The sequence below is a fragment of the Enterobacter sp. ECC-249 genome, assembly GCF_043965265.1.
Classification (GTDB): domain Bacteria; phylum Pseudomonadota; class Gammaproteobacteria; order Enterobacterales; family Enterobacteriaceae; genus Enterobacter; species Enterobacter quasiroggenkampii.
This window is the reverse complement of record NZ_CP143660.1, coordinates 1952632-1965167: the sequence shown is the minus strand read 5'-3', so window position 1 is coordinate 1965167 and position 12536 is coordinate 1952632. Positions and strand designations below refer to the sequence as shown.

Below are 12536 nucleotides of genomic sequence, written 5' to 3'. Positions count from 1 at the left end.
ACCTATGACAACCCTGAATCTCAACACCCTCAGCGAGCGTATTAAGGCACACAAAACGGCCCTGGTGCATATCGTTAAGCCGCCGGTCTGTACCGAGCGCGCCCAACATTACACCGAAATGTACCAGCAGCACATGGACAAGCCGATCCCGGTGCGTCGCGCCCTGGCGCTGGCGCATCACCTGGCTGAACGCACCATCTGGATCAAACACGACGAGCTGATTATCGGTAACCAGGCAAGCGAAGTGCGCGCCGCGCCGATCTTCCCGGAATACACCGTCTCCTGGATTGAGAAAGAGATTGATGACCTGGCGGATCGCCCGGGCGCGGGCTTTGCGGTGAGCGAACAGAACAAGCGCGTGCTGCATGAGATCTGCCCGTGGTGGCGCGGCCAGACGGTGCAGGACCGCTGCTACGGCATGTTCACCGACGAGCAGAAAGGCCTGCTGGAAACCGGCATTATCAAAGCCGAAGGCAACATGACCTCCGGCGACGCGCACCTGGCCGTTAACTTCCCGCTGTTGCTGGAGAAAGGTCTCGACGGCATGCGTGCGAAAGTGGCCGAGCGCCGCTCGCGTATCAACCTGACGGTGCTGGAAGACCTGCACGGCGATCAGTTCCTGAAGGCGATTGATATCGTGCTGGAAGCGGTGAGCCTGCACATCAAACGCTTCGCCGATCTGGCGCGCCAGATGGCCTCAACCGAAACCCGCGAAAGCCGCCGCGACGAGCTGCTGGCGATGGCTGAAAACTGCGACGTGATTGCTCACGAGCCGCCAAAAACCTTCTGGCAGGCGCTGCAGCTGTGCTACTTCATTCAGCTGATCCTGCAGATTGAGTCCAACGGCCACTCCGTCTCCTTCGCGCGTATGGACCAGTATCTTTATCCGTTCTACCGCCGCGACGTGGAGCTGGACCAGAGCCTCGACCGCGAGCACGCCATCGAGCTGCTGCACAGCTGCTGGCTGAAGCTGCTGGAAGTGAACAAGATCCGCTCCGGCTCGCACTCGAAGGCTTCCGCCGGTAGCCCGCTGTACCAGAACGTCACCATCGGCGGCCAGAAGCTGGTTAACGGTGAGCCGATGGACGCGGTCAACCCGCTCTCCTACGCGATTCTGGAATCCTGCGGTCGTCTGCGCTCCACCCAGCCGAACCTGAGCGTGCGCTATCACGCGGGCATGAGCAACGACTTCCTCGACGCCTGCGTGCAGGTGATCCGCTGCGGCTTCGGGATGCCTGCCTTTAACAACGACGAAATCGTGATCCCGGAATTCATCAAGCTCGGCGTTGAGCGCGACGATGCCTACGACTACGCGGCGATTGGTTGTATCGAAACCGCGGTGGGCGGCAAGTGGGGCTATCGCTGCACCGGCATGAGCTTTATCAACTTCGCCCGCGTGATGCTCGCCGCGCTGGAAGGTGGCCGCGATGCCACCAGCGGCAAGGTATTCCTGCCGCAGGAGAAAGCGCTCTCCACCGGTAACTTCGACAATTTCGAAGAGGTGATGGCGGCGTGGGATACCCAGATCCGCTACTACACCCGCAAATCCATCGAGATTGAGTACGTGGTAGATACCATGCTGGAAGAGAACGTCCACGATATTCTCTGCTCGGCGCTGGTGGACGACTGCATCGAGCGCGCGAAAAGCATCAAGCAGGGCGGCGCGAAGTATGACTGGGTCTCCGGCCTGCAGGTTGGCATCGCCAACCTGGGCAACAGCCTGGCGGCGGTGAAGAAGCTGGTGTTCGAACAGGGTACTATCGGTCAGCAGCAGCTGGCGGCGGCGCTGGCGGATGACTTCGACGGGCTGACCCACGAGCAGCTGCGCCAGCGCCTGATCAACGGTGCGCCGAAGTACGGCAACGACGATGACAGCGTGGACATGCTGCTGGCCCGTGCCTATCAGACCTACATCGAAGAGCTGAAGCAGTACCACAACCCGCGCTACGGCCGCGGCCCGATTGGCGGTAACTACTACGCGGGCACCTCTTCCATCTCCGCGAACGTGCCGTTTGGCGCGGCGACGATGGCAACGCCGGACGGACGTAAGGCGCACACGCCGCTGGCGGAAGGGGCTAGCCCGGCTTCCGGTACCGACCACCTTGGCCCAACGGCGGTGATTGGCTCGGTGGGTAAACTGCCGACGGAAGCGATTCTCGGCGGCGTGCTGCTTAACCAGAAGCTGAACCCGTCAACGCTGGAAAACGACAGCGATCGCCAGAAGCTGATGGTGCTGCTGCGCACCTTCTTCGAGGTACATAAGGGCTGGCATATTCAGTACAACATCGTCTCGCGCGAAACGCTGCTGGAAGCGAAAAAACATCCTGACCAGTATCGTGATCTGGTGGTGCGCGTCGCGGGTTATTCGGCGTTCTTTACCGCCCTTTCGCCGGATGCGCAGGACGATATTATCGCCCGTACTGAGCATACGCTGTAACGGTGTACCCCCTAAGGGGAAATGCGCACGCTGATGCCCTCACCCCGGCCCTCTCCCACGGGGAGAGGGAGAAAATACTAAAAACGGCAACCTCGGTTGCCGTTTTGCTTTTACTTTCGAATGAAATTAAATTTGTGCTCCCCGTCACCTTGTTATTAGAATGTTTCAAAACGCAGTGACCCAGGAGCACAGTATGACCGTTAAAGTTATCGTCACCGATATGGACGGAACTTTTCTTGATGATGCCAAGCAGTACGATCGTGACCGCTTCCAGGCACAGTTTGAACAGCTTAAAGCCCGCGACATTGAATTCGTTGTCGCCAGCGGCAACCAGTATTACCAGCTCATCTCCTTCTTTCCGGAGCTGAAAGACAGGATCTCCTTCGTGGCGGAAAACGGCGCGCTGGTGTTCGATCGCGGGGAGCAGATTTTCCACGGCGAGCTGACCCTCCATGAATCGCAGATCGTCATTGGCGAACTGCTGAAAGATAAAGGGCTGAACTTCGTGGCCTGCGGGCTGGAGAGCGCGTACGTCAGCGATAAAGCCCCGGACGCGTTCGTGGCGCTGATGTCAAAGCACTACCACCGCCTGAAACGCATCAGCGATTACCGCGACATTGACGACGTGTTGTTCAAGTTCTCCCTGAACCTGCCGGACAGCGATATCCCCAATCTGGTGGATAAGCTGCACGTCTCGCTGGACGGCATCATGAAGCCGGTCACCAGCGGCTTTGGCTTTGTGGATTTGATTATCCCCGGGCTGCACAAAGCGAACGGCATCAGCCGTCTGCTGAAGCGCTGGAAAATCTCCCCGCAGGAGTGCGTGGCCATTGGCGACAGCGGCAACGATGCCGAGATGCTGAAGCTGGTGAAATATTCCTTTGCGATGGGTAATGCGGCAGAAAGCATCAAAGAAATCAGCCGCTACAGCACCGACGACAACAACCATCAGGGCGCGCTGAACGTGATTCAGGCCGTGCTCGACAACCACTCCCCGTTCGACGTCTGATCCTCTCCTCGCCGGAGCCTGGCTCCGGCCTCTCACTCTTTTTCCGTCCTGTGGCGCACGTCAAGTTTTTAAACTTGCATTAACTTAATTTTAACTTAAAGTATCACTTGTAGACACTTTTACTTTCGAATGAAAGATGCGAGGCAGTTATGACCTTTACCAGTGAAACCTTGCCGGCGGATCACAAAGCGGCAATCCGTCAGTTGAAACGTGAGTTACGCGCGCAGATCGGAGACGTGCAGGCGGTGTTCAACAAGCTCAGCGATAGCATTGCCACCCGCGTGGCGGAAATTAACGCGCTTAAAAATAAAGGTGAATCCGTCTGGCCGGCGATCCCGTTTGCGGATGTGAAAAACGGCACGATTACCGACGCGCAGCGCGAAGCCGTTAAGCGCCGCGGCTGCGCGGTGATTAAAGGTCACTTCCCGCGCGAGCAGGCGCTGGCGTGGGATCAGTCGATGCTCGACTACCTCGATCTGAACAAGTTTGACGAGGTGTACAAAGGCCCGGGCGATAACTTCTTTGGCACCCTGACCGCCTCCCGTCCGGAGATTTACCCGATCTACTGGTCGCAGGCGCAAATGCAGGCGCGTCAGAGCGAAGAGATGGCACAGGTGCAGTCGTTCCTGAACCGTTTATGGACGTTCGAGAGCAACGGCAAGCAGTGGTTCGACCCGGACGTGAGCGTGATTTATCCGGATCGTATTCGCCGCCGTCCGCCGGGAACCACCTCAAAAGGACTCGGCGCACATACCGACTCCGGCGCGCTGGAGCGCTGGCTGCTGCCGGCCTATCAGCAGGTCTTCGCCCGCGTGTTTGACGGCAACGTCGAGAAATACGATCCGTGGAACGCCGCGCACCGTACCGAAGTGGAAGAGTATACCGTCGATAACACCACCAAATGCTCGGTGTTCCGCACCTTCCAGGGCTGGACGGCGCTGTCGGACATGATCCCCGGCCAGGGCTTGCTGCACGTGGTGCCGATCCCGGAAGCGATGGCGTACATTCTGCTGCGTCCGCTGCTGGACGACGTGCCGGAAGACGAGCTGTGCGGCGTGGCGCCGGGGCGCGTGCTGCCGATATCCGAGAAGTGGCACCCGCTGCTGATCGAGGCGCTGACCAGCATTCCGGCACTGGACGCGGGCGATTCCGTGTGGTGGCACTGCGATGTGATCCACTCCGTCGCGCCGGTGGAAAATCAGCAGGGCTGGGGCAACGTGATGTACATTCCTGCCGCGCCGATGTGCGAGAAGAACCTCGCCTACGCCAAAAAGGTCAAGGAAGCGCTCGAAACCGGCGCATCGCCGGGTGATTTCCCACGCGAAGATTATGAAAAGAGCTGGCAGGACCGCTTTACCGTGAACGATCTCAACATCCACGGCAAGCGCGCGCTGGGCATGGCTTAACCGTCGTACAGCCCTTCCCGCTCAACGGCGGTGCGTCGTTTCCCCTGACGTATCCGCCGTACCGATTCCCGTACGGTCAGCGTGCCGTTAAGCAGTAACGTCCCCACCGGCGCGTCCGGGCGCATCAGCCGCTGCTGGAGCATGTGCACCGCTTCCGTTCCCAGCTCGTCGCGCGGAACATGCACGGCCGTTAATGGAACATCCTGAATCGCCGCCAGGTTAAACCCGTCAATGCTCATCACCGACACGTCCTGCGGCACGCGCAATCCGTGGTTTTGTAATGCGTTGATGGTACCCGCCGCCATAAAATCGCCGCCGACCAGGAACGCGGTTGGCAAATCCTTGCCCTGCATTTCGCTGAGCCAGCCGCTGACCACCTGTTCCGTTTCGCGCGCGCTGAAGCTGGGCACCACCAGCAGATCGCGCCTGTCGTTGAACGTCAGGTTGTGAGATTGCCACGCGTCGCGGATCCCCGACAGACGCAGCTCCATCGTGTAGCGACGCAGGCACAGCACGCTCATAACCTCGCGGTGTCCCATCTCGAACAGATATTCCGCCGCCCGCTCGCCAATGGCGCGGTGATCGGGCGCGACGGCAGGCAGACGCATGTGCCGGTCGCGGCAGTTAATCAGCATGCAGGGTTTTCCCACGTCCACCGCCAGATCGTGGATATGCGGGTCGTCGATACCGAGAAGAATGGCGGCCTGCGTGTCCGACTCGTTCATGCGCGCCAGAAACAGCTGGGCGTCGCTGTCGTTCTCTTCCAGCGCGCAGTAGCGCAGGCGCACATCGTGGGATGCCAGGCCTTTACTCACGCTCTGGATCACGCGGTAGTAAAAGATGTCGGACCGCTCGTCGAAGGCGCGCTGAGGAGCAAAAACCACCAGGCTATTGAGCAGCAGCCGTCCCGCCGCCATACCCTCCATCACCCCCAGCTCCCTCGCGCACGCCAGCACCTTTGCGCGCGCCTTTTCACTGGTATTCGCTTTCCCCGCCAGCACGCGCGACACGGTGCTGATCGAGAGCTGCGTGCGGGCTGCGATTTCGGTGATTTTTAGCCTTTTGTCCATTTTGTGATCTGGCTCCATTTGCGAAATGAAAAAATTTTCATAGCGTGTTTATCAGGAAATAACTGACATAAATGCCATCTTGCCAGAGTGTTTACGTCAGTTATGAGAAATTTTGCACAAAATCGACTATTGCCCGCTCATTTTCTCCCTTATGGTGAACTTGTCACACAACCTCCATACTAGTTGTATACCAACTTAAGCAGTTTAAACGGATAGAAATCAAAGGCATAAAAATCTGTGTGACACCTGAACCTCCGTCCCCTTACCGTCCGTCTTGTGGAGAGTAAAATGAGTCAGGACATCAATAACACCGTTGCGACAAGCAAAACCCGTCGCGTCATTAAGAACCTGCGCTGGTACGTGCTGGTGCTGTTCTTACTTGGCGTCACCGTTAACTACATCACCCGAAATTCGTTAGGCATTCTTGCCCCCGAGCTGAAAGAGAGCCTCGGGATCACCACCGAGCAATACTCCTGGATCGTTGGCGCGTTCCAGATTGCCTACACCATTTTCCAGCCCCTCTGCGGCTGGCTGATTGACGTGATCGGTCTGAAGATTGGCTTTATGGTGTGCGCCGGGATCTGGGCGCTGATGTGTATTTTCCACGCGGGCGCCGGAAGCTGGCTGCACCTGGCTATTTTACGCTTCTTTATGGGTGCCTCTGAGGCCGCCGCTACCCCGGCTAACGCCAAAACCATCGGTGAATGGTTCCCGAAATCAGAACGGCCTGTTGCCGCCGGCTGGGCGGGCGTGGGCTTCTCTATCGGCGCGATGCTGGCTCCGCCTATCATCTACTTCGCTCACGCGTCGTTCGGCTGGCAGGGAGCGTTCATGTTTACCGGCGTGCTGGCGCTGCTGTGGGTGATCCTGTGGTGGGCGTTCTACCATAATCCGGAGCAGCACCCGAACCTGAGCAAGGACGAGCTGGCGTTTATCAAGCAGGATAACGAGCCGCCTGCCGTCAAACTGCCCTTCCTGACCGCGCTGAAAACCGTTTCAAAAAACAAACGTTTCTACGGTATCGCCATCCCGGCCTTTATGGCGGAACCGGCCTGGGCGGTGCTGAGCTTCTGGGTGCCGCTGTACCTTGCCAAAGAGCACGGCATGGACCTGAAGCAGATTGCGATGTTTGCCTGGCTGCCGTTCCTCGCCGCCGACCTCGGCAGCGTGGCGAGCGGCTACCTGACGCGTCTGTACACCCGCCTGTTCGGCTGCTCCCGCGTGAACTCGGTCGTCGCCAGCTCCGTGACCGGCGCGTTCATGATGATCTCTCTGGCCATCGTGGCCATTACCCGCGACCCGTATATCACCATCGTGCTGATCTCCATCGGCGGCTTCGGGCACCAGATCATCTCCTGCATGCTGAGCGCCCTGGTCGTTGAGTCGTTCGACAAAGGCCAGATGGCGACAGTCAACGGCATGCGCGGTTCGGCGGCGTGGATCGCCAGCTTCCTGTTCTCCCTGTTAATCGGTGTGACCGCCGACAAAATCGGCTTTAACCCGCTCTTTATCGCCATGGGCTTCTTTGACCTGATTGGCGCTGTCTTCCTGGTAGCATTTATTGCTGAACGTCGCGCCAAGCGCGCCTGATAGTGGATGTATTGCATATGAAAACCCTGAAAAACTGGACCGTTGATACGCAGTCGGCAAACCATCTGGAACTGCTGGTCGATAACCAGCACCGCCTGTGCCTGTATGTGCTGGAAGAGAACCTGTTCCGCGTGCTGGTCAAACGCAAAGGCGAGCTGGCGCTGGACCGCACCTGGAGCATCGCCCCAGAACAAGACGTGCCTTGGGAAGGCCGCCGCCGTGACGATATCAGCGGCTTCACCTGCCCGGCCTGGACGCTGACGCAGCAGGTCGACACGTTAACCGTGGCAACCGAGCAGCTGCGCGTGACGGTCCACCAGCCGCTATGGCTGGAGTGGGACTACCGCAATGACGCCGGCGAGTGGCAGCCGCTGGTCAACGACCGACCCACCAGCGCCTACCTGCTGAACGCCCACGGCGACGGCGTGGCGCACTACCTCAGCCGCCGTAAGGACGAGCGTTTCTACGGTCTGGGCGAGAAAGCGGGCGATCTGCAGCGCAACGGCAAACGCTACGAGATGCGTAACCTCGACGCGATGGGCTATAACGCCGCCAGCACCGACCCGCTGTACAAGCACATTCCGTTCACCCTTACCCGCCGCGACGACGTCAGCTACGGCCTCTTTTACGACAACCTGAGCAGCTGCTGGCTGGATCTGGGTAATGAAATCGACAACTATCACACCGCCTATCGCCGCTGGCAGGCGGAAGCGGGCGATATCGATTACTACATTTTTACCGGCAAGCGCGCGCTGGACGTCACCAAAGCCTTTGTCCGCCTGACCGGGAAAACGCTGTTCGGACCGAAATGGAGCCTGGGCTATAGCGGCTCGACCATGCATTACACCGACGCGCCGGACGCGCAAAACCAGCTGATGAACTTCATCCGCCTGTGCGAAGAACACGCCATTCCGTGCGATTCGTTCCAGCTCTCCTCCGGCTATACCTCCATCAACGGCAAGCGCTACGTCTTCAACTGGAACTACGACAAGGTGCCGCAGCCGAAGGTAATGAGCCAGGCGTTCCACGACGCGGGATTGAAGCTGGCCGCCAACATCAAGCCGTGCCTGCTGCAGGATCATCCGCGCTATAGCGAAGTGGCGGAAAGCGGCCTGTTCATTCGCGATTCAGAAACCGATGCACCCGAACGTTCCAGCTTCTGGGATGACGAAGGCTCGCACCTCGACTTTACCAACCCGCAAACGGTGCAGTGGTGGCAGAACGGCGTCACCACGCAGCTGCTGGAGATGGGCATCGACTCCACCTGGAACGACAACAACGAGTATGAAGTGTGGGACGGGGAAGCCCGCTGCTTTGGCTTCGGCAAGGAGATCGCCATCAAGCATATTCGCCCGGTCATGCCGCTGCTGATGATGCGCGCCTCGCTGGAAGCACAGCAGCGCTTTGCGCCGGAAAAACGTCCGTATCTCATCTCCCGCTCCGGCTGCGCCGGGATGCAGCGCTACGTTCAGACCTGGAGCGGCGACAACCGCACCAATTGGGACACCCTGCGCTATAACATCCGCATGGGGCTGGGCATGAGCCTGTCAGGGCTGTTCAACGTCGGCCATGACGTGGGCGGTTTCTCCGGCGACAAGCCGGACGCCGAGCTGTTCGTGCGCTGGGTGCAGAACGGCGTGATGCACCCGCGCTTTACCATTCACTCGTGGAACGATGACCACACGGTGAACGAACCGTGGATGTATCCGGCCATCACGCCGTGCATTCGTGGTGCGATTGAACTGCGCTATCGTCTGCTGCCGTATCTTTACACCCTGCTCTGGCAGGCGCACGCCGACGACGAGCCGATGCTGCGCCCGACCTTCCTCGACCACGAGCACGATGCACAGACTTTTGAAGAGTGCGATGACTTCCTGCTGGGCCGCGACCTGCTGGTCGCCAGCGTCGTCGAGGCCGGTCAGCGCGAGCGCCGGGTCTGGCTGCCGGATAACGAAACGGGCTGGTACGATTTTTACACCCACGCGTGGTATGCGGGCGGACAATCCATCGTCCTCGACGCGCCGCTGGAAAAACTGCCGCTGCTAGTGCGCGCCGGAGCCGGCCTGCCGCTGAGCGAGCGCATCACGCATGTGAGTGCCGAAAAAGATACGACCCGCGAGCTGAAGCTGTTCCCGGTTAAAGGCGTCGGCACAACCTCCGGGCTGCTGTTTGAAGACGACGGTGAAAGCTGGGGCTATCAGAACGGCAATGCGCTGTGGGTGGAATGGGAAATGGTGTGCGATGGCGCAACCATCAACCTGAAGGTGAACGCGCGCGGGGATTATCGTCCGGCGTGGAAGGCGCTGAAGGTGTCATTACCGGCGGGGGAAAAACGTACGCTGCGGGTGAATGGGGCTGAAGGGAGTGAGTGGGTGGTGTAGTGCGGCCTGATGCCCTCACCCTAACCCTCTCCCACAGGGAGAGGGTACAGAACGTAGACCCGGTAAGCGAAGCGCCACCGGGCTGCTGTTTGAAGACGACGGTGAAGGCCGGGGCTATCAGAACGGCAATGCGCTGTGGGTGGAATGGGGCTGAAGGGAGTGAGTGGGTGGTGTAGTGCGGCCTGATGCCCTCACCCTAACCCTCACCCACAGGGAGAGGGAACAGAACGTAGGCCCGGTAAGCGAAGCGCCACCGGGCTGCTTTTTGAAGACGACGGTGAAGGCCGGGGCTATCAGAACGGCAATGCACTGTGGGTGGTGTAGTGCGGCCTGATGCCCTCACCCTAACCCTCTCCCACAGGGAGAGGGAACAGAACGTAGGCCCGGTAAGCGAAGCGCCACCGGGCTTTTTTTTAGCCGTCGATACCTTTGCTGCGCAGGTAATCTTCGTAGTTACCGGTGAAGTCCACCACGCGCTCTGGCGTAATTTCGATCACGCGGGTCGCCAGGGAGCTGACGAACTCACGGTCGTGAGAGACGAAGATCAGGGTGCCCTGATACATCTCCAGCGCCATGTTCAGGGATTCGATAGATTCCATGTCCAGGTGGTTGGTCGGTTCGTCCATCACCAGGATGTTTGGTTTTTCCATCATCAGCTTGCCGAACAGCATGCGGCCTTTCTCACCACCGGAAAGCACTTTTGCCGGCTTTTTAATGTCGTCCTGGCTGAACAGCAGACGACCCAGAATGCTGCGCACCGCCTGCTCGTCGTCGCCTTCCTGCTTCCACTGGCTCATCCAGTCAAAGACGGTCAGGTCATTTTCGAACTCGTACTCATGGTCCTGCGCGTAGTAACCAATCTGCGCGTTTTCGGACCATTTCACGGTGCCGCTGTCCGGCTGCAGTTCGCCGACCAGGGTTTTCAGCATGGTGGATTTACCCACGCCGTTGGCGCCCAGAATGGCAATCTTCTCGCCCACTTCCAGCAGCAGGTTGAAGTTTTTAAACAGCGGGCCTTCATCGAAGCCTTTGGTAAGGGCTTCCACTTCCAGCGCGTTACGGAACAGCTTCTTGTCCTGCTCGAAGCGGATGAACGGGTTCTGACGGCTGGAGGCTTTAACCTCTTCCAGCTTGATTTTATCAATCTGACGCGCACGGGAGGTCGCCTGACGCGACTTAGAGGCGTTAGCGCTGAAGCGGCTGACGAAGGACTGCAGGTCCGCAATTTGCGCTTTCTTCTTGGCGTTGTCCGCCAGCAGACGCTCGCGCGCCTGGGTGGCCGCCGTCATGTACTCGTCGTAATTGCCCGGATAGACGCGCAGCTCGCCGTAGTCCAGATCCGCCATGTGCGTACAGACCATGTTCAGGAAGTGACGGTCGTGCGAGATGATGATCATGGTGCTGTCGCGATCGTTGAGCGTCTGCTCCAGCCAGCGGATGGTGTCGATGTCCAGGTTGTTCGTCGGTTCGTCGAGCAGCAGGATGTCCGGGTTAGAGAACAGCGCCTGCGCCAGCAGCACACGCAGCTTCCAGCCTGGCGCAACTTCGCTCATCGGGCCGTAATGCTGTTCAACCGGAATGCCTACGCCCAGCAGCAGCTCGCCCGCGCGCGCTTCCGCAGAGTAGCCGTCCATCTCACCGTACTGCGTTTCCAGCTCGGCCACCTTATAGCCATCTTCTTCGCTCATTTCGGCCAGCGCGTAGATGCGATCGCGCTCCTGCTTCACTTCCCACAGCTCCGCGTGCCCCATGATCACGGTGTCGAGCACGGTGAACTCTTCGAAGGCGAACTGATCCTGACGCAGCTTACCGATGCGCTCGTTCGGATCGAGCGACACGTTGCCGAGGGTCGGCTCCAGGTCACCGCCGAGGATCTTCATAAAGGTGGATTTACCGCTACCGTTGGCACCAATCAGGCCGTAACGGTTGCCGCCGCCAAATTTGACGGAAATGTTTTCGAACAGCGGCTTACTGCCAAACTGCATAGTGATATTGTTGCAAAGAAGCAAAATTGATACTCTCTTGTAAGTTACTGAGGTGTATATGAAACAAAACGGAAAAGCATACTCTTACATAAAATTTTCATCAAAGAAGCAGGAACAAGGCGACTCTGTAAGACGCCAAACCGAGCTTGCTGAACAGTACGCACACGCCAATAATTTAATTCTATCAGATAAGAACTTCCAAGATCTCGGAATCTCTGCGTTCAAAGAGGGAAGCAGGCCTTCGCTTGGAGATATGCTCGAAGCAATCGAGAAGGGTCAAATCGAGCAAGGCTCGACAATCATCATTGAATCGCTGGACCGACTAAGCCGACGAGGTATCGACGTCACTCAACAAATCATTAAGTCGATTCTGCAAAACAACGTCTTCATCGCTTCGTTGGTTGATGGATTGTTACTGAAGCGGGAATCTGTCAATGATCTTGTAAGTGTCATCAGATGATTGAACCAGAAACATTAACATCCGAGAACACTTTTGAAACCTGTGCCTGCGATTGTATTAAATTAATTTGATAATCAGTGGTTCCATTTTCGGAGTCGGATTTAGAAACTCGTGTATAGGCATAAATTGACATAATCCTTCTCTCTTTTGAAAAAAGTATTATAAACAGTGATTTATGACAAGTATATATTGTATTAT

At 58.1% G+C, this 12536-nt stretch carries 8 protein-coding genes; 6 read left to right on the top strand and 2 right to left on the bottom strand.

Annotated elements, in window-relative coordinates:
• Window positions 1-4 precede the first annotated feature (4 nt).
• The 3 genes from V1587_RS09360 (at window position 5) to V1587_RS09350 (ending at window position 4852) form a co-directional block, all read left to right on the top strand.
• Window positions 5-2437 carry a formate C-acetyltransferase/glycerol dehydratase family glycyl radical enzyme gene (locus V1587_RS09360; protein WP_395314571.1) on the top strand — a complete coding sequence of 811 codons (2433 nt, stop codon included), beginning with the start codon at window positions 5-7 and terminating at the stop codon, window positions 2435-2437.
• Between the two features lie 193 nt (window positions 2438-2630).
• Window positions 2631-3446: a Cof-type HAD-IIB family hydrolase gene (locus tag V1587_RS09355; RefSeq protein ID WP_371898498.1), complete on the top strand. Its 816-nt coding sequence runs from the start codon at window positions 2631-2633 to the stop codon at window positions 3444-3446.
• 149 nt (window positions 3447-3595) lie between these two features.
• Entirely contained in the window at window positions 3596-4852 is a 1257-nt protein-coding gene (locus V1587_RS09350) for a DUF1479 domain-containing protein (protein ID WP_371898499.1), read from the top strand.
• Here V1587_RS09350 and V1587_RS09345 read toward each other — a convergent pair.
• Window positions 4849-5922 carry a LacI family DNA-binding transcriptional regulator gene (locus tag V1587_RS09345; protein WP_371898500.1) on the bottom strand — a complete coding sequence of 358 codons (1074 nt, stop codon included), beginning with the start codon at window positions 5920-5922 and terminating at the stop codon, window positions 4849-4851. The genes V1587_RS09350 and V1587_RS09345 overlap by 4 nt on opposite strands.
• Before the next feature lie 288 nt (window positions 5923-6210).
• Here V1587_RS09345 and V1587_RS09340 point away from each other — a divergent pair, with 288 nt between their 5' ends.
• Together V1587_RS09340 and V1587_RS09335 are read left to right on the top strand one after the other, a co-directional pair.
• Window positions 6211-7512, top strand: coding sequence for an MFS transporter (locus V1587_RS09340; RefSeq protein WP_371898501.1), 1302 nt, complete (start codon window positions 6211-6213; stop codon window positions 7510-7512).
• 17 nt (window positions 7513-7529) lie between these two features.
• A complete protein-coding gene (locus tag V1587_RS09335) occupies window positions 7530-9893 on the top strand; it encodes a TIM-barrel domain-containing protein (RefSeq protein WP_371898502.1) in 2364 nt (787 codons plus the stop codon).
• A 413-nt stretch (window positions 9894-10306) separates the two neighbouring features.
• Here the strand turns inward: V1587_RS09335 and V1587_RS09330 are convergent, their stop codons facing one another.
• Window positions 10307-11902 carry an ABC-F family ATPase gene (locus tag V1587_RS09330; protein WP_395314570.1) on the bottom strand — a complete coding sequence of 532 codons (1596 nt, stop codon included), beginning with the start codon at window positions 11900-11902 and terminating at the stop codon, window positions 10307-10309.
• Between the two features lie 34 nt (window positions 11903-11936).
• Here V1587_RS09330 and V1587_RS09325 point away from each other — a divergent pair, with 34 nt between their 5' ends.
• Window positions 11937-12338, top strand: a complete 402-nt coding sequence (locus V1587_RS09325; protein ID WP_371898504.1) for a recombinase family protein — start codon at window positions 11937-11939, stop codon at window positions 12336-12338.
• The last annotated feature ends 198 nt before the right edge of the window (window positions 12339-12536 follow it).

What these genes read in the sequence shown, in the direction of transcription:
- V1587_RS09335 (WP_371898502.1), top strand. Translation starts at nt 7,530, where the DNA reads ATGAAAACCCTGAAAAACTGGACCGTTGATACGCAGTCGGCAAACCAT.
- V1587_RS09360 (WP_395314571.1), top strand. Translation starts at nt 5, where the DNA reads ATGACAACCCTGAATCTCAACACCCTCAGCGAGCGTATTAAGGCACAC.
- V1587_RS09350 (WP_371898499.1), top strand. Translation starts at nt 3,596, where the DNA reads ATGACCTTTACCAGTGAAACCTTGCCGGCGGATCACAAAGCGGCAATC.
- V1587_RS09325 (WP_371898504.1), top strand. Translation starts at nt 11,937, where the DNA reads ATGAAACAAAACGGAAAAGCATACTCTTACATAAAATTTTCATCAAAG.
- V1587_RS09355 (WP_371898498.1), top strand. Translation starts at nt 2,631, where the DNA reads ATGACCGTTAAAGTTATCGTCACCGATATGGACGGAACTTTTCTTGAT.
- V1587_RS09340 (WP_371898501.1), top strand. Translation starts at nt 6,211, where the DNA reads ATGAGTCAGGACATCAATAACACCGTTGCGACAAGCAAAACCCGTCGC.
- V1587_RS09345 (WP_371898500.1), bottom strand. Translation starts at nt 5,922, where the DNA reads ATGGACAAAAGGCTAAAAATCACCGAAATCGCAGCCCGCACGCAGCTC.